The 22,005-nt window shown below is 34.9% G+C and carries 23 protein-coding genes and 12 tRNA genes; 6 read left to right on the top strand and 29 right to left on the bottom strand.

Translation table 11 applies throughout. The features are described from left to right. Positions 1-374: 374 nt before the first annotated feature. From tsaD to BHF71_RS01380, 18 genes are all read right to left on the bottom strand, one after another. Entirely contained in the window at positions 375-1,442 is a 1,068-nt protein-coding gene (gene tsaD, locus BHF71_RS01465; protein ID WP_069655896.1) for a tRNA (adenosine(37)-N6)-threonylcarbamoyltransferase complex transferase subunit TsaD, read from the bottom strand. Further along, positions 1,442-1,894, bottom strand: a complete 453-nt coding sequence (gene rimI / locus BHF71_RS01460) for a ribosomal protein S18-alanine N-acetyltransferase (protein ID WP_084024064.1) — start codon at positions 1,892-1,894, stop codon at positions 1,442-1,444. Before rimI ends, tsaD begins: the two co-directional genes overlap by 1 nt. Positions 1,895-1,903: 9 nt before the next feature. After that, entirely contained in the window at positions 1,904-2,617 is a 714-nt protein-coding gene (tsaB, locus tag BHF71_RS01455) for a tRNA (adenosine(37)-N6)-threonylcarbamoyltransferase complex dimerization subunit type 1 TsaB (protein ID WP_069655894.1), read from the bottom strand. Further along, the gene (tsaE, locus tag BHF71_RS01450; protein WP_069655893.1) at positions 2,598-3,074 is read right to left on the bottom strand and encodes a tRNA (adenosine(37)-N6)-threonylcarbamoyltransferase complex ATPase subunit type 1 TsaE; all 477 of its coding nucleotides are present in this window, start codon (positions 3,072-3,074) and stop codon (positions 2,598-2,600) included. Before tsaE ends, tsaB begins: the two co-directional genes overlap by 20 nt. Positions 3,075-3,267: 193 nt before the next feature. Beyond that, the gene (locus BHF71_RS01445; RefSeq protein ID WP_069655892.1) at positions 3,268-4,431 is read right to left on the bottom strand and encodes an iron-containing alcohol dehydrogenase; all 1,164 of its coding nucleotides are present in this window, start codon (positions 4,429-4,431) and stop codon (positions 3,268-3,270) included. Positions 4,432-4,577: 146 nt separating this feature from the next. After that, a tRNA-Gly gene (locus tag BHF71_RS01440) sits at positions 4,578-4,651 on the bottom strand. Positions 4,652-4,677: 26 nt separating this feature from the next. Then, positions 4,678-4,754, bottom strand: a tRNA-Pro gene (locus tag BHF71_RS01435). A 35-nt stretch (positions 4,755-4,789) separates the two neighbouring features. Then, a tRNA-Leu gene (locus tag BHF71_RS01430) sits at positions 4,790-4,876 on the bottom strand. 67 nt (positions 4,877-4,943) lie between these two features. Next, positions 4,944-5,027, bottom strand: a tRNA-Leu gene (locus BHF71_RS01425). 24 nt (positions 5,028-5,051) lie between these two features. Continuing rightward, positions 5,052-5,127, bottom strand: a tRNA-Lys gene (locus BHF71_RS01420). A 6-nt stretch (positions 5,128-5,133) separates the two neighbouring features. Further along, positions 5,134-5,208, bottom strand: a tRNA-Gln gene (locus BHF71_RS01415). A 5-nt stretch (positions 5,209-5,213) separates the two neighbouring features. Continuing rightward, positions 5,214-5,289: transfer RNA gene (locus BHF71_RS01410), tRNA-His, on the bottom strand. An 18-nt stretch (positions 5,290-5,307) separates the two neighbouring features. Then, a tRNA-Asp gene (locus BHF71_RS01405) sits at positions 5,308-5,384 on the bottom strand. A gap of 23 nt (positions 5,385-5,407) precedes the next feature. Continuing rightward, positions 5,408-5,483: transfer RNA gene (locus BHF71_RS01400), tRNA-Val, on the bottom strand. 8 nt (positions 5,484-5,491) lie between these two features. Continuing rightward, positions 5,492-5,566: transfer RNA gene (locus BHF71_RS01395), tRNA-Glu, on the bottom strand. A gap of 3 nt (positions 5,567-5,569) precedes the next feature. Then, positions 5,570-5,663: transfer RNA gene (locus tag BHF71_RS01390), tRNA-Ser, on the bottom strand. A 3-nt stretch (positions 5,664-5,666) separates the two neighbouring features. Continuing rightward, a tRNA-Asn gene (locus tag BHF71_RS01385) sits at positions 5,667-5,742 on the bottom strand. Between the two features lie 61 nt (positions 5,743-5,803). Continuing rightward, on the bottom strand, positions 5,804-6,262 hold the full coding sequence (locus BHF71_RS01380; RefSeq protein ID WP_069655891.1) for a SprT family protein: 459 nt from the start codon (positions 6,260-6,262) through the stop codon (positions 5,804-5,806). A gap of 147 nt (positions 6,263-6,409) precedes the next feature. On the opposite strand from BHF71_RS01380, the gene cmpA reads away from it, so the two are divergent. Beyond that, on the top strand, positions 6,410-6,547 hold the full coding sequence (gene cmpA, locus BHF71_RS11745) for a cortex morphogenetic protein CmpA (RefSeq protein WP_141705309.1): 138 nt from the start codon (positions 6,410-6,412) through the stop codon (positions 6,545-6,547). Between the two features lie 55 nt (positions 6,548-6,602). On the opposite strand, the gene BHF71_RS01375 is transcribed toward cmpA, so the two are convergent. From BHF71_RS01375 to BHF71_RS01325, 11 genes are all read right to left on the bottom strand, one after another. Next, positions 6,603-8,756: a Tex family protein gene (locus BHF71_RS01375; protein ID WP_069655890.1), complete on the bottom strand. Its 2,154-nt coding sequence runs from the start codon at positions 8,754-8,756 to the stop codon at positions 6,603-6,605. Positions 8,757-8,837: 81 nt separating this feature from the next. Beyond that, on the bottom strand, positions 8,838-9,188 hold the full coding sequence (locus BHF71_RS01370; RefSeq protein ID WP_069655889.1) for a type II toxin-antitoxin system PemK/MazF family toxin: 351 nt from the start codon (positions 9,186-9,188) through the stop codon (positions 8,838-8,840). Positions 9,189-9,191: 3 nt separating this feature from the next. Further along, a complete protein-coding gene (locus BHF71_RS01365; protein WP_069655907.1) occupies positions 9,192-9,443 on the bottom strand; it encodes a CopG family ribbon-helix-helix protein in 252 nt (83 codons plus the stop codon). Positions 9,444-9,665: 222 nt separating this feature from the next. Continuing rightward, the gene (gene alr / locus BHF71_RS01360) at positions 9,666-10,832 is read right to left on the bottom strand and encodes an alanine racemase (RefSeq protein ID WP_069655888.1); all 1,167 of its coding nucleotides are present in this window, start codon (positions 10,830-10,832) and stop codon (positions 9,666-9,668) included. A gap of 12 nt (positions 10,833-10,844) precedes the next feature. Then, the gene (locus BHF71_RS01355) at positions 10,845-11,264 is read right to left on the bottom strand and encodes a hypothetical protein (RefSeq protein WP_069655887.1); all 420 of its coding nucleotides are present in this window, start codon (positions 11,262-11,264) and stop codon (positions 10,845-10,847) included. A gap of 225 nt (positions 11,265-11,489) precedes the next feature. After that, positions 11,490-12,515 carry an outer membrane lipoprotein-sorting protein gene (locus BHF71_RS01350; protein WP_069655886.1) on the bottom strand — a complete coding sequence of 342 codons (1,026 nt, stop codon included), beginning with the start codon at positions 12,513-12,515 and terminating at the stop codon, positions 11,490-11,492. Positions 12,516-12,584: 69 nt separating this feature from the next. Next, positions 12,585-14,141, bottom strand: coding sequence for a bifunctional ADP-dependent NAD(P)H-hydrate dehydratase/NAD(P)H-hydrate epimerase (locus tag BHF71_RS01345; protein ID WP_069655885.1), 1,557 nt, complete (start codon positions 14,139-14,141; stop codon positions 12,585-12,587). A gap of 61 nt (positions 14,142-14,202) precedes the next feature. Next, positions 14,203-14,571 (bottom strand): holo-ACP synthase, encoded by a 369-nt coding sequence (gene acpS, locus BHF71_RS01340; protein WP_069655884.1) that lies wholly within the window; start codon positions 14,569-14,571, stop codon positions 14,203-14,205. A 218-nt stretch (positions 14,572-14,789) separates the two neighbouring features. After that, positions 14,790-15,473: a TerC family protein gene (locus BHF71_RS01335; RefSeq protein WP_069655883.1), complete on the bottom strand. Its 684-nt coding sequence runs from the start codon at positions 15,471-15,473 to the stop codon at positions 14,790-14,792. Between the two features lie 215 nt (positions 15,474-15,688). Continuing rightward, positions 15,689-16,057 (bottom strand): metal-sulfur cluster assembly factor, encoded by a 369-nt coding sequence (locus BHF71_RS01330; protein ID WP_069655882.1) that lies wholly within the window; start codon positions 16,055-16,057, stop codon positions 15,689-15,691. Positions 16,058-16,081: 24 nt separating this feature from the next. Further along, positions 16,082-16,621: a peptidylprolyl isomerase gene (locus BHF71_RS01325; protein WP_218064910.1), complete on the bottom strand. Its 540-nt coding sequence runs from the start codon at positions 16,619-16,621 to the stop codon at positions 16,082-16,084. Between the two features lie 202 nt (positions 16,622-16,823). Here BHF71_RS01325 and BHF71_RS01320 point away from each other — a divergent pair, with 202 nt between their 5' ends. The 5 genes from BHF71_RS01320 (at position 16,824) to BHF71_RS01300 (ending at position 21,997) form a co-directional block, all read left to right on the top strand. Then, positions 16,824-18,611, top strand: coding sequence for a S9 family peptidase (locus BHF71_RS01320; protein WP_069655881.1), 1,788 nt, complete (start codon positions 16,824-16,826; stop codon positions 18,609-18,611). 49 nt (positions 18,612-18,660) lie between these two features. After that, on the top strand, positions 18,661-19,230 hold the full coding sequence (locus BHF71_RS01315) for a class I SAM-dependent methyltransferase (protein ID WP_069655880.1): 570 nt from the start codon (positions 18,661-18,663) through the stop codon (positions 19,228-19,230). A 206-nt stretch (positions 19,231-19,436) separates the two neighbouring features. Continuing rightward, positions 19,437-20,240, top strand: a complete 804-nt coding sequence (gene modA / locus BHF71_RS01310) for a molybdate ABC transporter substrate-binding protein (RefSeq protein ID WP_069655879.1) — start codon at positions 19,437-19,439, stop codon at positions 20,238-20,240. A 2-nt stretch (positions 20,241-20,242) separates the two neighbouring features. After that, positions 20,243-20,920, top strand: coding sequence for a molybdate ABC transporter permease subunit (modB, locus tag BHF71_RS01305; protein WP_069655878.1), 678 nt, complete (start codon positions 20,243-20,245; stop codon positions 20,918-20,920). After that, on the top strand, positions 20,921-21,997 hold the full coding sequence (locus BHF71_RS01300) for a sulfate/molybdate ABC transporter ATP-binding protein (protein WP_069655877.1): 1,077 nt from the start codon (positions 20,921-20,923) through the stop codon (positions 21,995-21,997). Positions 21,998-22,005: the final 8 nt, after the last annotated feature.

The raw sequence follows: 22,005 nt of genomic DNA, 5'->3' as shown, positions 1-22,005 counted from the left end.
AAAACCACCTCCTTAAAAATAATACCACTTGATTTTTTCGATAAATTTCTGTGAAATCCCTTTTAAAAAATTCTTAATTTTTTCAAAAAATAAATTATCCACAATTTTATGCACAAAATCTTTTTGCTAATGTTAGTTAGTCACACCTTTATCCACATTATTCACATAGCTATCTTTAGCTACTTGTTGATATATCGTTTTTTTTAATACAAGTTATTTCAATGCTCATACCATTTTATCCACATATCCACATGAATGTTGATAACTTTATCAACGGATATTTTCTTTTTCTAAGCTTCTAAAATGAAAAAAGTGCATAGAAACTGATTCTATGCACTGCAAAAGTTCATTTATAATTCTTTTAAACTAGTTTATTATGGGCTAAGCGGCAGCCCTGCTATTCCATTTAGTTCTAGATTACTCCACTCACCTTTAAGATATGAGAAATAACCAGCGCTGGCAATCATAGCTGCATTATCTGTACATAATTCTAAAGGTGGAATCGTCAAATCTATTCCCAATTGCTCACACTTTTCCTTTAGTCTACTTCGTAAACCTTGGTTTGCTGCAACTCCACCGGCAACAATTAAATTTTTTACCTGTTTCTCTTGAACCGCTTTTAACGTTTTAGAAACTAGGACGTCTACAACTGCCTCTTGGAAACTTGCTGCCATATCTTCTTTGGCAATATATTCACCCCGTTGTTTAGCATTATGCATTGTATTGATAACAGCTGATTTTAAACCACTAAAACTAAAATCATAACCATTATCCATTAGTGCCCTTGGTAGCTCAATCGTAGCTTTACCTTCTTTAGCCAGTTTATCTATATACGGACCGCCCGGATAAGGCAGTTCTAACGTTCTTGCAACTTTATCATAAGCTTCTCCAGCTGCATCGTCCCTAGTCATACCGAGAACTTCAAATTTGTGATGATCCTCCATGTAAACCAGTTCCGTATGTCCACCAGACACTACCAAAGCAATCAACGGAAATTCTAATTGTTTTATCAAATTATTAGCATATATATGTCCTGCTATATGGTTAACCCCAACCAAAGGAATACCTTTGGCAAAAGAGATAGCTTTAGCTGCTGCAACGCCAACTAATAAAGAACCGATTAGTCCTGGACCATAGGTAACTGCTATCGCTGATATATCCCCTAATTTTAATTTTGCATCGTTTAAAGCTTCTTCTAGCAAAACATTGATAACTTCTACATGCTTCCTTGAAGCAACCTCGGGAACAACTCCTCCAAAACGCTTATGAATGGCGATTTGGGAAGAGACAATATTAGATAAAATCTTATGCCCATCTTGCACGATTGCAATTGAAGTTTCATCACAACTCGTTTCGATTCCTAAAATAATTACTGATTCCTTTAAATCAATGGTTTTTAATCTCTCTAGCTTTTTTTCCATCTCTTTTTTCCAACTCAACATTATAATTTCACCCACATAATTATTGCATCCTCTATTGGATTAGTATAATATTTTTTTCTTATTCCCTGTCTCTTAAAATCTAACTTGCAGTATAAATTTAATGCGATACGATTAGACTCACGTACTTCAAGGGTCATTTTTTTTGCACCAAACAACTTGGCCATTGTCATAAGGTTTCTCATCAGTAATTCCCCTAGTTTACGTCCCCTTGTTTCTGGATGAATTGCAACATTGGTTATATGTGCTTCATCTAAAATTATCCACATCCCAGCATAACCAATGATTTGGTTTCCTAGTTCTAAAACAAAATAATGTGCAAGCCGATTATCCGTTAACTCCTTAATAAAAGCTTCTTTCGTCCAAGGTGTAGGGAAGGATGCTCTTTCCACCAGCCAAATTTGATTCACATCATCAATGGTGGCTTTTCTAAAATTTATTTGTTTATCATCCAAGCCAAACACCTAACCTTTATTTATTTTTTGCTTCTCTAACCATTTAGCCTCTGCTTCAGCTAATTGTAAATATGATGGTGAAAAATCATAAATGTCATCTCTTTTTCCATTTAGATATCTCTCTTTGGCAATTAATCCGATGACACTTGGTCGCGGAATGTTAAATGCTGAAGAGCTAAAACTTACCATGTCCCCTAACTCTTGATAAATATTCTCATGATGTAATTCCACATCATCTCCAACAAAAAGTACTGCTTCTTGGGTTTGTTGCAGCAAATTCAACCATTTAGATAGAGGAGTAATTTGATCTGACTCGACATTAGTCCATTTGTTTTCAACTTTTTTATACAGACCTGTATATACCCTTCCCCTACGGGCATCAATTATCGGAGAAATTAATCCCGTAAAATTTTGATGAGGGTAAGCCATTGCTTCTAATGTAGAAACTCCTATTAAAGGAATTTTTAATGCCCAAGCCATAGTTTTTGCAGTAGTTATCCCAATTCTAACACCAGTATAAGAACCGGGTCCCTTAGCCACTGCAATTAAATCGATAGCTTTTGGCTCCCACTTCACTTCCTCGAACAATTGCTCGATTGTGGGCATAAGGCGGATTGAATGATTTTTTTTCAAATTTGTTGTTACTTCCGCTAAAACTCTATTCTCATCTAGTAGAGAAACTCCCATTACATCAGTTGAAGTATCAATCGCCAAAATATTCATTAGCCATAAACTCCTCACATATTTGTATATATTCATCTCCATTAGGTTCAAAGAATATTCTTCGCTTATTATCGTCTGATTTTTCTATCCTAATATTGAGATACTGCTTCGGTAAGATATCTTTGATAATAGAGGCCCATTCTATCACGGTTATTCCATCACCATAGAAATAATCCTCAAATCCTATATCATCATAACCATCTTCTAGTCTGTATACATCCATGTGATATAAAGGATATTTTCCATGGTATTCTTTAATAATTGTGAAAGTAGGACTATTAACAATTTGGGTTATTCCTAGACCGATTGCTAACCCTTGGGTAAAAGCAGTCTTCCCGGCTCCTAATCCTCCTTCAAGGGTAAGTACGTTGCCTGGTTTTAAATAATTAGCTAATTTACTCGCCAATTGTCGAGTTTCCGAGACGTTATTTGCTGTAAATTGGTAAGAATTAACCATAAAATCATCCTTTTATAAAGATTTATACCAAACAATATTTTTCCTTTTCTATTTCAATTAATTGGCTAATAATTATCGATACATTACATCATTATACATTATCATATCTAAATATCTCCAGTAAAGAACGCCCGAAAATAATCTTAAAAAATAAAAACCCGTAACCATGTTTGTTACGAGTTTTAATAATTCCCTACAAACTCATTGTGAGAATATTTTTAACATCCTCTTTAGTTAGTTTCTTATATTGGCCGACAGTTCTTCTTTTAACAACTTTTTCGGCCATTAATTCGATATTTTCATCCCCGATGTTATAATCCTTTAATCTAGAAGGTGCTCCTATCCTATTGAAAAATTCTCTAGTCTTCTCTATACCCTCTAAGGCAATTTCTTTGTCAGTCTTCCCTGTAGCATCTACTTTCCATACTTCAATAGCATAACGTTTGAACTTTTCTATACCTTCATCCAAAACATATTTCATCCAATTCGGAAATATTATTGCTAAACCTCCACCATGGGGGATGTCATAGATAGCACTAACTTCGTGCTCAATCATATGTGTAGCCCAATCACCAGCCATACCCATTCTAATTATATTATTTAAAGCCATCGTACCACTTAGTAAAATATTAGAACGAGCATCATAATCATCTGGACGCTCAAGTACTGCTTCGGAATTATCAATTACTGTTCGCATTACAGATTCACAAAACTGATCTTGCAAAGGTGTATTGCTTGTGTGGCTAAAATATTGTTCAAATACATGGGCCATAATATCAACTATTCCATAAACAGTTTGATCCCTAGGAACAGAATATGTGTAAGTAGGATCTAAGATCGAAAATTTAGGATATATATGTATACTATTTGTACCTAATTTTTCTTTTGTTTCCCAGTTAGTAACAACCGAATTACCATTCATTTCTGAACCAGTTGCCGCTAGAGTAAGTACTGTTGCTAAAGGTAAAGCATCTTCAATAGTAGCCTTTCTAGTATAAAAATCCCATACATCTCCATCATATTTAGCTCCAGCAGCGATAGCCTTTGAAGCATCTAGTACACTACCACCGCCAACTGCTAATACCACTTCAATTCCTTCTGATTTACAGATCTCAATTCCCTTTTTAACAGTTGATAATCTAGGATTAGGTTCTACACCACTTAACTCATATACGTTGCATTTTTCTTCCTTCAATATTTCAATAACTTTATCATACAGTCCTATTCTTTTAACACTACCTCCACCGGTAACGAAAAGAACTTTTTTTCCGTAATTAATGATTTCCTTACCTAAATGTTCTATTTGTCCCTTTCCAAAAAAAATTTTTGTTGGGTTATGGAAAACAAAATTATCCATACTTTTCACCTCTAACTCATAGTATTTAAATTAATTCAATTCAATTATATAATATACTTGCTTTTTAAAAGAAATCAAAATTAATATCCTAATACTAAAAAAAAGCACCTATGATGGTGCTGCCCACAAGTCCTTAAATAAAAAAATGGAGCGGGTGATGGGAATCGAACCCACGCTACCAGCTTGGAAGGCTGGAGTTCTACCATTGAACTACACCCGCATCATTAAAGTAATTATTTTGTTAAGTGGTCGGGATGACAGGATTCGAACCTGCGACCCCCTGGTCCCAAACCAGGTGCTCTACCAAGCTGAGCCACATCCCGATATAACAACTTGCTACCTCTCGCGGTTTATATAATGGTGCGGTCGGCGAGACTTGAACTCGCACGGTCAAAAGACCACTACCCCCTCAAGATAGCGTGTCTGCCGATTCCACCACGACCGCATATCTTAAATTATTGCGATCCATAAATGATATAAACTACATCTTTAGTATCGGCTAAAACCTATGATGGTGCGGGTGAAGGGAGTCGAACCCCCACGCCAAAGGCGCTAGATCCTAAGTCTAGTGCGTCTGCCAATTCCGCCACACCCGCATAATTATATCAAATATAATAAAATGGTGAGCCATACAGGATTCGAACCTGTGACACCCTGATTAAAAGTCAGGTGCTCTACCGACTGAGCTAATGGCTCATATAATGGCTGGGCTAGCTGGATTCGAACCAGCGCATCACGGAGTCAAAGTCCGTTGCCTTACCGCTTGGCTATAGCCCAACAGATGGGGCGACCAGTGGGAATCGAACCCACGAATGTCGGAGCCACAATCCGATGCGTTAACCACTTCGCCATGGCCGCCACAATATGCAAAAAAAATGGCGGAGCTGACGGGATTCGAACCCGCGATCTCCTGCGTGACAGGCAGGCATGTTAGGCCTCTACACCACAGCTCCATGCTAGATTACCTATAAAATAATGGTGGACGGTGACGGGATCGAACCGCCGACCCCCTGCTTGTAAGGCAGGTGCTCTCCCAGCTGAGCTAACCGTCCAAAATGTATGGTGACCCGTAGGGGATTCGAACCCCTGTTACCGCCGTGAAAGGGCGGTGTCTTAACCACTTGACCAACGGGCCATATGGCGGAGAGAGAGGGATTCGAACCCTCGCTGGGCTGTTAAAACCCACTAACGGTTTAGCAAACCGTCCTCTTCGGCCTCTTGAGTATCTCTCCGCATGGCTCCTCGTGCAGGACTCGAACCTGCGACAACTCGGTTAACAGCCGAGTGCTCTACCAACTGAGCTAACGAGGAACAATCATAGCAGCGACTTTTATAATGTATCATATATAAAATCCAATGTCAACATTTTTTCTTATTTTTTTATAAAATTTATCTGCAATTTACCGTTACATTTACCGCACCTATATTTTTTCAGATCTATTCTTCGTTTTCTATAAATTTCTAAATCACAGTTTGTACATTTAATAACATATCGATATGGTCTACTCGTTACCTTATCTAGAGGTTTAGCAAAACGACTTCCTCCCACACGCTCCAACAGCTCTTTAAAATCTTTATCACGATGGAGATATCCCTTGCCCTGCAAATGAAGATGGTAATGACATAATTCATGTTTAATAATATTCACCAGTTCATCTTGACCATATTGATCGTATAATTTTAAATTAAATTCAAGATTATGACTTTTAACAAAATATCTTCCACCAGTTGTTCTCAACCTAGGGTTGAATGTAGCTTTATGATTGAATGGTTCGTTAAAAAATTTTAATGAAATATCTTCAACTAACATTTGCAACTCATGATTATTCATATAAAATCAGCCTTGATACTTTATTTTTTATCAATAACCCAAATATACCATTTATATTTGAAATTAAACAGTACAACCTATAAATATAGAACTTCTCATTAAAGTTTAACATATAATATCACACAATATAAAGAAAGGGGAGATTCTGTGCCAGATTGGTTGATACGCCAATTCACTCAAGCTTTTTATAATAAAGATAAGTACAGAATCAAACTTTTAAATGATTTTTGGTTTTCATTTTTAGAAAAAGAGCGCGAACAAAAAGTCCAAAAGCGACTATCATAGCTATCATAGTCGCTTTACATTTTTTTTAAATATATATCGTAGTTTCATCTCATACTCAATGTTTTTTCATCGTAAGACTGATTCTTTTTTTCTGTACATCCGTACTCAAAACCCAAACGTCGATTATATCGCCAACCGAAACAACATCTAAAGGGTGTTTAATGTATTTTTCGCTCATCTCAGAGATATGAACCAAACCATCCTCTTTGACCCCAATATCGATAAAGGCACCAAAATCAACAATATTCCTTACGGTACCCTGCAAATGCATCCCTTGTTTTAGATCCTCTATCTTTAATATATCCTTATGAAATATCGGTTTTGGTAGTTCATCCCTAGGATCTCTAAAAGGTCTAATTAAGCTTGCAACGATGTCATTTAATGTCGGCAATCCTACATCTAACATTTTACTAAGTTTTTCTAAATCTAATTCTTTAAGCTTTTGCTTTAAATTTTCTGTTCCAATATCTCTAGTTGTTAAATTTATATGATCCAGTAGCGCATAGGTTACAGCATAAGATTCTGGATGTATTGAAGTTTTATCTAACGGATTTTCTCCATCAATCCTCAAAAATCCAATTGCTTGCTCGTAAGTTTTGGCACCAAAACGCGGAACTTCCTTTAATTCTTCACGATTTTTAAATTTACCGTTCTTTTCACGATATTCCACTATATTCTTGGCTACAGTTTTGTTCATCCCTGATATATATTGTAACAGCGAAATAGAAGCAGTATTAATGTCAACACCAACATAGTTTACCACTGACTCGACGACTTGAGTTAAGCTCGCTTCTAATTTTTTTTGTGATACATCATGTTGATATTGTCCCACGCCGACTGATTTTGGGTCGATTTTAACCAATTCAGCCAAAGGATCTTGTATTCTTCTTGCGATGGAAATAGCACTACGTTCTGAAACATCTAGATCGGGAAACTCTTCCTTTGCTAACCTAGAAGCAGAATAAACACTAGCACCCGCTTCACTTACAATGATGTAATATAGATCTTTATCGTGTTCACTTATGAAATCGGCAACAAATTGTTCTGTTTCTCTTGAAGCTGTACCATTTCCAATAACAATAATCTCAATCCCAAACTTTTCAACTAAGTCTTTTACTTGTTTCTTTGCCTCTTCCACCTTATTTTGTGGAGGGGTAGGGTAAATGACTCGAATATCCTCAACTTTTCCAACAGGATTGACAACTGCCAATTTACATCCAGTCCTATATGCTGGATCAATTCCTAAGATCGTTTTACCTTTTATCGGAGGTTGCAATAATAGTTGTCTTAAATTTGCTGAAAAAATTTGAATTGCGCCATCCTCAGCTTTTTCTGTCAGTAACTGTCTGATCTCCCTTTCAATCGAAGGGGAAATTAAACGTTTATAGCTATCCTCAACAACCTTTGTAAGATGTCTTGGTAATTCTCTGAATTTGGAGAATAGAGAAAATTTGTTCACAAGTCCATCAATAATTGATTTTTCATCAATTTGAATTTTTACTTTCAAATAGTCTTCCTTTTCTCCTCGATTAATAGCTAGTACTCGATGATGACGAATATTTTTTATCGGCTCTTGATAGTCATAATACATCTCGTAAACACTTTCTTTGTCACTGTCTTTAGCTTGGACCCTGATAATTCCCCTATTGAAGGTTTCATTTCTGACCCACTCTCTTACAACAGGGTCATCAGAGATCATCTCTGCAATGATGTCTTGACCACCTTGAATAACTTCATCCACTGTGCTAAGTTCATACTCTTTAGAAATGTATTTTTGAGCCAGCTCAACTATCTGGTCATAATCCATTTTTTCTAGCAAAACTTCAGCAAATGGTTCTAACCCCTTTTCTTTTGCTATACTTGCCCTTGTTCTCCTCTTAGGTTTGTATGGTCTATATAAGTCCTCAACACGTTGTAATTTACTAGCACTTTCGATTTCTTTCCTTAACTCATCAGTTAGTTTTCCCTGTGCTTCAATCAATCTTATAACTTCTTCTTTACGCTGATGCAAGTTTCTTAAGTATGTTATCTTTTCAAAGATATTTCTTAATGTTGTTTCGTCTAATTGCCCTGTTAATTCTTTACGATATCTTGCAATAAAAGGAATTGTGTTCCCTTCATCTAATAATCGTATTACTTGTTTTGTTTGCTCTTTCTTAATTTTTAATTCTTCGGAAATTTGATCAATCATAAATTGTATCGGTTCCATAAATAACCTCCAACTCTAGAATTGGGATTTTGTGAAACAGTAATGTTAAACAAAAAAAAGAAGGGAATAATACCTTCTTTTTTAAAAGTCTATCAAACCTAGGCTGATTTGCATAGCTTCGTTAACTTTTTGCATCATAACATCATCTAAGTACGTGATTTTATCGGTCAATCTTTGCTTATCAATAGTTCTTATCTGCTCCAATAATATCACCGAATCACGTTCAAAACCATAGGTTTTAGCATCGATTTCCACATGGGTAGGTAATTTAGCTTTTTGAATCTGCGCAGTTATCGCCGCAACGATAACTGTCGGACTATATCGATTCCCAATATCATTTTGTATTATTAGTACAGGACGAACCCCACCCTGTTCTGAACCAACAACTGGAGACAAATCGGCAAAAAAAACATCACCACGTTTTATAATCAAGACTTACACCCCGCTAACTAAGCGGTCTACTGTAGAATCAGCTTCTTCTTCAAGTAAAAATGACTCTGATGCAAGGTTAAGATTGATATTAGCCATTTCCATATATCCTTTTTGCATACTCTCTCGGATAAGTTGCTTCTTTCTTTCCTGTAAATAGAGCTTCATCGCTTTACGAATCAACTCACTACGATTGGAATTTTCCTTTTCTGCTACATAATCAACTTCCTGTAGTAAGTTATAAGGTAAACTAATCATAATACGTTTATTATTGGCCACTATATCTTGCACCCCCAAAACATAAGAACATCAATCGATTTATAATAATAATGTATATTACTACTAATATTAACATTTTACCGTTATAGATGTAAAAATATACTTATCTTGATGTTTTTTATCCACTAGAAAAACCATACCACATTTGAGGTATACTATTCGATGTTTTTTATTATTTTCCTGCTAGAAATTTTTACCTCTTCATTCTATTAAGCCATTCACTATTTCGACAATATCACCATTTTTCCGATAAACCCTTGGAATTCTTTTACCGATAATTGTGACTATCTCATAATTGATTGTGTTTAACATTTCAGCTTGATGATTAGCAAGTATATATTGATCACCCTGAGCACCGATAATAACTACTTCATCACCAATTCGGACATCTGGTATATCAGTAACATCTACCATTGTCTGGTCCATACAAATCATTCCTATGATAGGTGCCTTTTGTCCGTGTATTAGAACATACCCTGCATTTGATAAGCCTCTTAATAAACCGTCTGCATAACCGATTGGTATCGTAGCTACAATTGTTTCTCTTTCGGCTTTAAAGGTAGCGCCATAGCTTACTGTTTGACCACTTTTAAGTTTTTTCACATATACAACTTCCGTTTTAACAGACATTGCTGGTTTTAGTTCACTAGTCGATATACTAACCTCATTTGATGGCAATAAACCATATAAACTTATTCCTAATCTTACCATTGATTGGGATAACTCAGGCAAATCTATTATAGCAGCACTGTTGGAAACATGAATAAAAGGGATTCTATTAATCATGTTGGTCTCATTTAACGTTTTTATAAACTTTTCATATTGCTGCATAGTAAATGTTTTATCTTTCTCATCAGCTGTCGCAAAATGAGTATATATTCCTTCTAACTTTATCCATGGATTCTGGTTTATATAGTTTATAAAATCTAGTAAATCCTCGGGGAATAAACCAATTCTCCCCATTCCGGTATCTATTTTAATATGAACCTTTAACTTCTTCTGTAGTCGTTCTCCAATCAAATGAATGTAATCGATAGTTTCTTTGGTAAATACCGTCAAGGTTATGTCATTTCTTATCGCTTCTTCAATTCCTTTATTTGGTGTATATCCAAGCACCAAAATTGGGTCCTCAATACCCGCGTATCTGAGTTGAATTGCCTCATCCAAAAAAGCTACTGCATAGTACCTAATACCTAAGGATTGAAGATGTTTAACGATTGGAATTGCCCCATGTCCATAAGCATCAGCCTTCACAACAGCCATAATTTCTGCGTTATTTGGGATTTTTCTTTTAATAAATTCAATATTATGGGTAATTGCATCCAAATCTACCTCAACAATCGTAGGCCGAAAAAAAGGTAATGACATTACTACCCCTCTCTATCTTGACATTTTCTTTATTTTTTCAATCTGCAAATCCAGCTCTCTAATAAAATCATCTGACACCGTTAAAGCTGTTTTCTTGCCGTCAATAATATAAAAGAATCTCATATCGTAAGAACGTTTAATTTTAGCAATAGGTATTAACAACTCCTCATTTAACTTGTTAATTACCAAATGAGTCTCAGTTAAAGAGTATTTAGGCTTAACAATTAACTTATAAACAATAGGTGACAATCCTAAAGTCAAAGTCGCACTTATTAGTGCACCGATTTTGAAATTCGGATTATCATAACCCAATTCAAACCATAAGATCAATAGCACAAATAGAAAAACTATCGTTTCAACCGTTTTAACTATTCCAGACTTCCTCAACAAAACTGTTAAATAACTTGGTACTTCCTGTTTAATAATATCCATTCTTCCATCACTTCCTACATTTATTCCGTTCTAAGAATATTATTTCATTCTAAGAATTTATTTTATCAAGCATTTTAAGATATTTAAAGCAAAATTTGCGTAGCTAATTCCATCATTGAAATAAGAGTGAATAATGAAGAACCTTTGCGAGAAGGAATCCTAAAAGATTAAAAAACTGGGCGGTACACCACCCAGGTTTTTTTTGCCTGTTAATTAATTATTAAATTACTTTCCCGTCTGACCAAATACTGATTGTGCCACGTTTATCATCTCATCAACAGGCAAATCGCCAATTAGTTTAAATTCAACCCCATTATAAGTCCAGGTTAAAGTCCTAGTATTGGTAACTTCCATCTCAGTTAAAACCCCTAACCCAAATCCTAAATCAACGATATCATTTTTTGATGTTTCTGGTGCACTTGCCATCATAGCTTTAGGTTTTGATTCAATTAAGCTATAATTGTACGTTCCAGAATATTTGATTACTACGGACTTACCATCTTCTTTGTCTAAAAATTTAGGAGCATTTTTTGTTACTCCATCTGGTATATATGCTGGTTCTATAACCCCAAAACTAGTTGAATCATCCGCATTGCTTAGGGTTGGCAATGTGCCGAAATCCCAACCTGTTAGATTTCTTTCCATGTCAAAGGCATCATCATCAAACCTAACATCAAAGTTGAATTCTGTAAACACCATGTCAACTAGTTTTGTTTGCTTAGGATCGTACACTGTAACTTTTAAAGGTCGTAATTTTTTATCAAGCCACACCTTTTGTTTGCTAAGCGTTTTATTCTGGTAATTAGCTTTGACCTCAAATAAATAATTATCTCCTTCTAACGTAAAAATCCGCCCATTATCATCAATAATACTCGACGCTAGAGAATGATACAAATAAACCGCTCCATTTGACTCCGGCCAATCACTTTTAAATCTGTAACTTTTATTCAATGCTGGATCAATCACGAATACCCCATCATCATTACGTAGAACAATCTGAGTAATATTTTTATTAACATTAGTTAATAAAATCCGATAATAATAGGGTTCTTTGTACCAAACCTCTACAGAATAGTCTAGTGAAGTATCTCCACTAAGAATTTTCATTGTTCCTAATGCCTTATAGCTTGAAAGAGAATTTAATTTTGCCTCCAAATCATCGACAATATCTTCCGAATCCTTTTGACCACATCCACTTACTAAAAGCAATAAGGATATTACTATAACCAATGACCATCTAACCCTAAGCATACCATCATCCCCCTATTTAATTTGACAAGAACGAGAATCTTGTCAATTTCCTGGGAAATGTGTCAGTAATTAATCTGCGTGATTTGACATTGTATAGTGAATAGCTTTTCCAATTTTGTCGATAACTTCTGTTGCAAGGGTACTGTAATTAGAAGGGTAACTAGCAAAACCGCCAGCTAATCCATGTAAATATACAGCAATTATTACAGCATCTTTAACTGGAATCCTTTGTGCTATAAAACCGGTAATCATTCCTGTTAAAACATCTCCAGTACCACCTTTGGCTAGTTCAGGACCACCTGTTGTATTAATATATATTTCTCCATCCGGTGTAGCGATAATTGTATTAAACCCCTTTAAGACAACAAATACGCCATGTTCTTGAGCAAATTCCAAAGCCACGTCCACGCGGTTTTTTTCAACGTATTTAATATTTTTATTGATTAATCTCGCCATTTCACCAGGATGAGGTGTAAGAACTATAGTTCCATTTCTTTCACCCAATAAACTTAAATCTAAGGATAGAAGGTTTAATCCATCAGCATCAATCACCATCGGTTTAGTAGTAGACTTGATGAGCAATTTCAACCACTCAACACCTCTATCCCAGGTACCAACCCCTGGTCCAACTCCTAAGGCGGTAAATTTTTTGTCATCTAAATTTAATTGCTCAATACTTTTTAGCGAAAAATGTCCTGTCGATTCTTCAGGTAGACCCATACAAATAGCCTCAGGTACTCGACCAAACACCATAGAATGAATTGAGGCTGGAACAACAACAGTGGTCAGTCCTGCTCCAGAACGCATTGCAGCTAAAGCAGCTAAAGTTGGAGCCCCAGGCATATCCTTAGACCCCCCGATTAATAGAGCATGACCATACGTTCCTTTATGACTATACTCAGTGCGAATCGGTAGAATTTCCTTGATCATGCCGGGTGTTATCATTCTCTTTTTTAGCTTAAAATTCTCAACTACTTTTGGGGGAATTGAAATATCTACTATCAATAATTCACCAACATATTCTACACCTGGATACAATAGCTGGCCAAGCTTAGGTAAAGCGAAAGTTATGGTCAAAGCTGCTTTAAAGGCGATATCTACCACTTGACCAGTATCACTATTAACACCGGTAGGGATGTCTACTGCTACTCGATAAGCATCCTGTCGATTTGCAAATTGAATAATATTTTTAAATGGCTCCCTTAATTCACCTTTGATTCCGGTACCCAACAAAGCGTCTATAATAACATCTGCACTACTAATACTATCTTTCAATTCACGATCCATATTAATATCCCAAATTTTTACCTTGTGCCCTAAATTAATTAAAGCGCGATAGTTTACCAAACTTTCCTCAGAACATTTGGTAAGACTACCAATGAGCCATGTTTCAACAGCAAATCCACTATTATTCAAATGCCTTGCAACAACAAATCCATCTCCCCCATTATTACCATGGCCAGCAAGTACAATAATTTTTGTCTGATTACGTTTCCCGATTCTCTCCATAAGCATTTGGGCCACTTTAGCACCTGCATTTTCCATCAGTACAACATCTGGAATACCAATCCCTTCTATGGTTTGTCGGTCAATTTCACGCATTTCTTTTGCAGTTACTAAATACACATTTCCTCCTCCTCACCGCGTTATATATGTATGTCCGAAAGTGGACAGATATGCAAATTGTCTACTTTTGTTCAATAATAACTTTTGCCATAGCCAAATCATCTGTATGAGAAATACTTATGTGAATCGTAAAATCACCAACTAATTTATCATCATTCAGTTTAACAATTGGTTGTCCTGAAGCTAAACGCCCTATCTCAATATCCTTCCACTTAAGCTTACTACCAATTCCAGTTCCTAGAGCTTTTGCCACCGCTTCTTTCCCTGCGAATCGTCCGGCAACAAACTCTGCTCTTTTCATTCGCTCCTTAGGATATAATTGTCTTTCTTTTTCTGTTAATATCTTCTTGAGAAAATGTTCTTCATTTCTAATTAAAATCTCTTCGATCCGTTTTATCCTAACGACATCTATACCAATACCATAAATCATCATTATCTCTCCATAAGCATTTTTTTCATATGATATCTGTTTTAACCCACCTTTTCAAGGCAATTCGCAATTATCAATTTCTTGCAACAAAAGAACAGAGATGGTGTAAGTTGTGTTTTGTGTAAATTCGGCTTTTGGGAATATAAACAAAGAAAAGGACTGTTATCTAACAGCCCATTCTTAACCGATAATTTATATTCTATATCTTTAAATTTATTTTATATCCGATTATATGTAGTAGTTTTCTTTCTCATCCAATACCCAATAATCAATACTAAACCTGTAACCACAACAGGAACTATCAATCCCAATTCAGGCAGTATTCTAATTACCTTCTCATGGATGATAATATCTTCAACCATCATACTACCGGCAGTCCATGCAATAACAGCCGCACCAATATATATAATAACTGGGAATCTGTCGATAAAGTGAAGTATTATGCTACTTCCCCATACTATAATCGGAACACTAATTAGTAATCCTAAGACAACTAATAGCGGACTTCCATGTGCCGCCCCTGCTACAGCTAAAACATTGTCTATCCCCATTAACAAATCAGCTATAATAATTGTCTTAATAGCTTCTCCTAAATTTTTTCCAGATTCAACATTATCTTCTTCTTCATCATTAACAAGTAACTTAAAAGCAATCCAAATGAGTAATAATCCACCAACGAATTTTAATAATGGAATCTTTAAAATATAAACTGCTACCGCGGTTAAAGCTGCCCTGACACCAATAGCACCAACTACTCCCCAAAAGATAGCTTTCTTTCTCTGATTATTAGGTAATCTCCTTGTGGCTAGTGCTATTAAAATTGCATTATCTCCTCCAAGAACAATATCAATCATAATAATACTCAACAAGCTGCTCAAAAATTGTATGTCTAATACATCCATCTGTATAACACCTCCATAATTATAATTACCTAAAAGGATAAAAAAATGAAAAAGACCCTTATCTTTCGATAAAGGTCTTGCTAACAACTTTTTATGGTTGCCAACAAAGCCGAGGAAATTCTTCCTGTGAATGACGACTTTGTCGCTTAATAGCTACTCCCCTTTAACCCTAAAGTACCAAAAAATATACCTATTGTCAATAAAGCTTATGCCTATTAATCCAATTTGATTCCTAGTCCAAGTGCTGCTAATTTAGATACACGACTTTTGTTCCAAGGAGGATTCCATACAAGTTCAACCCTAACTCTATTTATCGTTGGTATTTTTCTTAACGCTTCTTCAACTTGATCCTTTATAGTACCAGCTAAAGGACATCCCATAGCTGTTAAAGTCATTATTACCTCTATATTCTTTTCCTCATCCATTTTAATTTCATAAACTAACCCTAAGTTAATAATGTCTACATTTAACTCTGGATCGTTCACTTCCATTAATTCATCAATAATCCGTTGTTTTAATTCTTCATCTTCAAATCCTTGAAATTTAATAGGAGCAATTGAATTTAACTCATCAGATAAGGACATATAATTCCCCCCAATACCTGACTATTATTTTACTTCGATCTCAATATTTTTCATGTAGACAGCCTCTTTAGGGCTACTCATTTCCCCACCAAAGGAAGGGCCAACCGGAACACTAGCGATATTGTCTACTGTCTCCATACCCTCAACAACTTCACCGAAAACCGTATAATTCGGTTGATGATTTAGATAAGCACTGTCTGATCCACTACAAATGAAAAATTGACTGCCATTAGTATTAGGTCCTGCGTTTGCCATAGCAACAATTCCTGGTTTATATTCTTTTGCGGGAGGAAGCTCATCTTCAAAAGTATATCCAGGTCCTCCCATACCATTACCCAAAGGATCACCGGTCTGAATCATGAATGTTTTGATTATCCTGTGGAATTTAACGTTATCGTAGAAACCATCATTAGCTAAGAAAACAAAATTATTAACAGTCTTTGGGGCTGAATCAGCAAATAGCTTAATCTTAATATCTCCTTTATTAGTATGAATAGTCGCAAAATATTCCTTACTTGTATCGATTTGCATTTCTGGTGGGTTAGCATACTGTTTTATATTCATAGATATTATCTCCTTTCATTCTTAGAACAGATAAACACATTATACCAATTTATTGTAGTTATTATAACTATATTTTCTAAGAAAAAACAGTATCAATGCTACTCAAAAGTGTACTCCCACCAGGCTTCAAATGTATAGGCAGGAATTAACACTATTGTGAAGAATACTATAAAAAATAAACTGTTTTAGAAAGGGGTATATCATGATTTCTTTTCCTAAACCTGATGTTGAGCAGTTTTTTCGTACCTATGTCATTTCTCATTTTACAATAAGCAAAGATGAAAAAAAATTAATATTTAGTAGCAACTTAAACGGCAAATTCAATTTATGGGCGATGGATCTACCTAATACCTATCCTTATCCCCTAACCTATAATGATCAAAATAGTAACTTTGTAAAAATTGATCCCCAAAATAGATACATTCTAACAGGCTTTGATAAAGATGGAGATGAAAATTTTCAAATTTACGCCCTACCAATTAATGGCGGAAATCCACATCCGATCCTTACGGGTGATGACAACGAAAAGTTTTATTTCAATCATCTTTCAAAAAACGGCGAACGGATCTATTATACGACCACTAAAGATAATCCTTCTTTTCTTAATATTCATTGCTATAACCTTAAGACAAAGGAAGATAAATTACTAATCAAAGGAGAATCAACAACTAATCACCTTTTGAAAGTAAGTCCAAAAGAACAAAGTTTCGCCTTTATAAAAATGTTCTCAAACACCCATATGCTAGCTTACATCAAAAAAGGTGAAGAAGTTTTTTGTGTCACTCCAAGTACTGAAGTGGCCCATACCGTTTCCGATATATTATTTGTTGACGAATCCCTGATTTACCTAGTTACAAATTATGGCGAAGATTTTTCCTACCTTGCTACATTTAACCTTGAATCTAAAACATTTACACCAATAATCAAATTAGATTCTGAGGATATTAGAGAGTTAAAATGGCATCAACAATCTAATAATATTTACATCGTGACAGAAAAAGGAGTTACGGATAAAATACACGTCTATAATATTGATAACGGTAAGCTATCTACACTCGAAATCCCTGTAGATAATGTACAACAACTAGAAGTTACCGAGAGTGGCAATTTGTATTTGTTAGGTAGAAGCGCTACAAAAACCTTTAATATCTATAAAAAAACACTTAATAGTGATTGGGAAGCTTTAACAAATAATCAAGTTCTCGGAATACCTGAAGAAGATTTAGTTGAACCTAAAGTTATCCAATATAAATCTTATGATGGTTTAGAAATCGAAGCATTGTTATTCCCTGCAAAACCAGAAATAGATAATGGATATACTATCTTTTGGCCACATGGAGGACCCCAACATGCTGAACGCAAGTTTTTTCGCGGTCTATTCCAATTTCTACTTGGAAGGGGCTATACCATTTTCGCACCAAACTTCCGTGGAAGCACTGGCTATGGTGCTACATTCACCAAACTTGTTGAAGGAGATTGGGGAGAAGGTCCTCGATTAGATTGTATAGCGGGAATAGAATGGCTATTTGAAAATAAAATCTCAAAGCGTGATAAACTCTTTATTATGGGTGGTAGTTATGGTGGCTATATGACATTACTTCTGGCAGGAAGACATCCGGAATACTTCCGTGCAGCAATTGATATTTTTGGCCCAAGTAATTTATTTACCTTTATTAACTCTGTACCTGAACATTGGAAACCAATAATGAAACAATGGCTAGGTGATCCAGTCGAAGATAAAGAGAGATTAACAAAGGATTCACCAATTACTTATCTAGACCAAATGACAAAACCACTTCTAGTTATCCAAGGTGCCAATGACCCACGGGTGGTTAAAGCTGAATCTGATCAAATTGTGGCTGCTTTAAAGAAAAAGGGCGTTGAAGTTGAATACCTCGTTTTAGAAGATGAGGGACACGGCTTCTCTAAAAAGGAAAATGAGTATAAAACTTACCGCCTAATTCTCGATTTTTTAGAGCGTCATAAATAAGAACCGAAACTCATAAAACTTTTTAAATAGAAAGGCAGGAATTTTAAGTATGAAGCATAAATTTGACCCTCAAAAGATGAAACAACGTATAAAAGAGCGAAAGAAAATATTACCACCAGAAGAAACATTACGTAAGCTACATTTACGTAAGGGAGACATAATGGCTGATGTTGGCTGTGGATTTGGTTATTTTACCTTTCCCGCTTCAAAAATCGTTGGCGAAGATGGTAAAGTATATGCTTTAGATATTTCTCAACAAATGCTAGATGAGGTAATCGAAGGTATAGAAACAAATGATATTAATAATGTTGAGATCATTAAGGTAGCTGAAGATGACCTGAAGTTAGATGATGAAACTATCACTTACGTCTTATTAAGTACTGTTCTCCATGAAGTTGATGATGCAGTTTACTACTTAAACGAAATAAAAAGAATACTCAAAAGTGAAGGAAAAATAGCAATTATTGATTGGGAGAAAAAACAATCTTCCTATGGACCACCTGTAGAAGATAGATTGGATAAGAATGAAGTTAGGGAACTTCTAGTCCAAACTGGATATAAGATAATAGAGCAATTTGATATCGGAACAGATTACTATGCAATCGTAGCAGAAAAATAGTAAAAAAACACTGATAATGAAATGCAGATGCAAAACATTATCAGTGTTTTTGTATTATTAGAATATTACTCTATAACCATTACCTTTAATGCTTTAATGACAAATGTTATAATAAATTGTATCAATCTATGGCTCTACTAATGAGTAGTAATAAGTTTGATTTACTACCGACTATAACTAATTATATTTAGCAGGAGAAGTTATAAATGAACCGAGTTGCTTATTTTGTAATAATACTTTTTTCTTTATTATCAGTTATATTTTCTGGATGTAATAATGTTAATAATGCTAGATTGTCATCTGATAGCACAAAAAATATGCCGGAACTTACAATTGCAGCCGCCTCAGATTTAAAACTTGCATTTACAGAAATAGGAAGATCATTCGAAAAAGCAACTAACAGCAAGATAATATTTTCTTTTGGTTCTACAGGACAATTAACCGATCAAATAGAAAATGGTGCTCCTTTTGATATATTTGCAGCAGCAAATATTGCTTATATTGATTATTTAAAAGATAAAAATCTGATCATAGATGATACTCAGCGGGTTTACGGAATTGGTCGCATAGGATTAGCAATGCTAAAAACGAATCCAATCAAGATCAATAATTTAAACGATCTCCTAAAACCAGAAATCAAAAAAATAGCTATTGCTAACCCTAAACACGCTCCTTACGGTTTAGCAGCAAAACAAGCACTTGAATCAGCAGGTCTTTGGGAAAAAATTAATGAGAAGCTGGTATATGGTAAAAATATCTCTGATACCTTAATGTTAATTGAAACCGGTAATGCTGACGCTGGAATCATTGCACTATCCATTTCAAATGATGAAAAAATCAATTTTCAATTGATAGACGATAAATTGCATACACCGATTAAACAGGCAATTGCTGTGATTAAAGGCAGCAAACATGAAGATCTATCCCGTTCTTTTATTAACTATATAAATAGCAAAGAAGGTCAAGAAATAATGAAAAAATACGGTTTCATTCATCCGGAGGATAATTAAAAATGGGTGATTTAAATCTATTTCCATTATATCTCTCATTAAGAGTTGCCTTTACGGCAACTTTACTTAGTATGATAATTGGGTTACCAATTGCTTATTATTTGAGTAAATCAAAAGGAAAAATAGTTGATTTTATTGACACATTAGTCACACTCCCCGTAGTCTTACCGCCAACGGTTTTAGGTTATTATTTATTGGTTTTATTAGGTAGGCAAAGTTTTATTGGTCAATTCCTAGAAAGAAAATTTAATATAATGATTGTTTTTACCCCAACTGGAGCTATTATTGCTGCAATGATTGTATCAATACCATTTATGATTAAAACTACTCGTGCAGCATTCTTGGATATTAATCCAGATATATTAAATGCTGCAAGAGTGCTTGGCAGGACCGAAATAAATATTTTTTTTAAAATCATGATTCCAATATCTTGGAGGGGGATTGTATCGGGTATTGCTCTTAGTTTTTCCCGCTCTCTAGGAGACTTTGGTACTACTTTAATGGTTGCTGGTAATATACCCTATAGAACAACAACAATGCCGATAGCCATTTACGATGCTTTGATTTCTGGAAATCGAGAATTAGCCAATTTACTGGTTTTGATTATGACTCTTATTTCAATTACAGTTTTATTTATAATCAATCGCTTAGAAAAAAAAATAATCAAAGGACGATTGTAAATGCTAGACGTTTCTTGCAAAAAACAGGTAGATGATTTTCTTCTGGATATTTCATTTAAATTCAATAATGGCATTCTTGGAATCCTTGGCCCATCAGGAAGTGGTAAAAGTTTAACCCTACAATGTATTGCCGGATTAATTACGCCTGATTCGGGTCATATTTCATTAAACAGCAGAACCCTTTTTAATTCACATGAAAAGATTAATATTCCAACGAGATTGAGAAAAATAGGTTATATGTTTCAAAATTATGCCCTCTTTCCTCATCTAAACGTTGCGGAAAATATAGCTTTTGGTATACGTCATCTTAAGAAAAATCAAAGACAAGTCCTTGTTAATAACATGCTTAATAAAATGAAATTGTCTAATTATGCTAATTATTATCCTTCGCAACTTTCTGGCGGCCAGCAACAACGTGTAGCACTAGCACGGACACTTATTACTGAACCAGAGATTTTATTATTAGATGAGCCTTTTTCTGCTCTAGATAGCCACATAAAACATTTACTTGAACAGGAGCTTTTGGAAATTATCAAAAATAATTTTTCAGGAATTGTCTTGTTTGTAACTCATAATATTGAGGAAGCCTATCGCTTGGCAGATCAGATTCTGATCTTATCCGATGGTAAAACAATTCAACTAGCAGATAAAAAAGAAGTAATTTATCACCCTACTTCTTTAGTTACTGCAAGATTAACTGGTTGTAAAAATATTTTAGATGTTAATCTTATTGATAGCGATAGTGAAAAATACGTTATCAGTTCAGGATCTCTTAAATTAGAAGTGAAAAATTACAACAACTTTTCTTCACCTCGATTGATAGCCGGTATTCATCCACATAATTTATCTATAAGCAGTGAAAAAACAACCAATAATTCTTACACTTGCGAAATTATAGATTCAATGGAAGGAGCTTTTACTGATACTCTAATTGTTAAATGTGAAGGACATATTTTTCATGTTAACGTGATGAAGAATCAATACGATAAAATTATGAAAAAAAAAGGGCAGACATATTATCTGCACTTTCCAATGGATAAGATTTTTCTAATCAGTGAGAGTAATTTTAGGACATAGTTCACTTA

The sequence above is a fragment of the Vulcanibacillus modesticaldus genome (genome assembly GCF_001730235.1).
GTDB classification, from domain to species: Bacteria; Bacillota; Bacilli; order Tepidibacillales; family Tepidibacillaceae; genus Vulcanibacillus; species Vulcanibacillus modesticaldus.
Note: the sequence above shows the minus strand (reverse complement) of the source record. Positions and strands in the feature narration are given on the sequence as shown.

Coding starts and splice junctions, on each gene's coding strand:
- tsaD (WP_069655896.1), bottom strand. CDS start 1,442: ATGTTGAGTTGGAAAAAAGAGATGGAAAAAAAGCTAGAGAGATTAAAA.
- acpS (WP_069655884.1), bottom strand. CDS start 14,571: ATGATTTATGGTATTGGTATAGATGTCGTTAGGATAAAACGGATCGAA.
- BHF71_RS01335 (WP_069655883.1), bottom strand. CDS start 15,473: ATGGATGTATTAGACATACAATTTTTGAGCAGCTTGTTGAGTATTATT.
- BHF71_RS01375 (WP_069655890.1), bottom strand. CDS start 8,756: ATGGAACCGATACAATTTATGATTGATCAAATTTCCGAAGAATTAAAA.
- BHF71_RS01315 (WP_069655880.1), top strand. CDS start 18,661: ATGAAGCATAAATTTGACCCTCAAAAGATGAAACAACGTATAAAAGAG.
- tsaB (WP_069655894.1), bottom strand. CDS start 2,617: ATGAATATTTTGGCGATTGATACTTCAACTGATGTAATGGGAGTTTCT.
- BHF71_RS01380 (WP_069655891.1), bottom strand. CDS start 6,262: ATGAATAATCATGAGTTGCAAATGTTAGTTGAAGATATTTCATTAAAA.
- BHF71_RS01350 (WP_069655886.1), bottom strand. CDS start 12,515: ATGCTTAGGGTTAGATGGTCATTGGTTATAGTAATATCCTTATTGCTT.
- alr (WP_069655888.1), bottom strand. CDS start 10,832: ATGTCATTACCTTTTTTTCGGCCTACGATTGTTGAGGTAGATTTGGAT.
- BHF71_RS01355 (WP_069655887.1), bottom strand. CDS start 11,264: ATGGATATTATTAAACAGGAAGTACCAAGTTATTTAACAGTTTTGTTG.
- modA (WP_069655879.1), top strand. CDS start 19,437: ATGAACCGAGTTGCTTATTTTGTAATAATACTTTTTTCTTTATTATCA.
- BHF71_RS01325 (WP_218064910.1), bottom strand. CDS start 16,621: ATGAATATAAAACAGTATGCTAACCCACCAGAAATGCAAATCGATACA.
- BHF71_RS01300 (WP_069655877.1), top strand. CDS start 20,921: ATGCTAGACGTTTCTTGCAAAAAACAGGTAGATGATTTTCTTCTGGAT.
- tsaE (WP_069655893.1), bottom strand. CDS start 3,074: ATGGTTAATTCTTACCAATTTACAGCAAATAACGTCTCGGAAACTCGA.
- BHF71_RS01320 (WP_069655881.1), top strand. CDS start 16,824: ATGATTTCTTTTCCTAAACCTGATGTTGAGCAGTTTTTTCGTACCTAT.
- BHF71_RS01365 (WP_069655907.1), bottom strand. CDS start 9,443: ATGATTAGTTTACCTTATAACTTACTACAGGAAGTTGATTATGTAGCA.
- modB (WP_069655878.1), top strand. CDS start 20,243: ATGGGTGATTTAAATCTATTTCCATTATATCTCTCATTAAGAGTTGCC.
- BHF71_RS01445 (WP_069655892.1), bottom strand. CDS start 4,431: ATGGATAATTTTGTTTTCCATAACCCAACAAAAATTTTTTTTGGAAAG.
- BHF71_RS01330 (WP_069655882.1), bottom strand. CDS start 16,057: ATGTCCTTATCTGATGAGTTAAATTCAATTGCTCCTATTAAATTTCAA.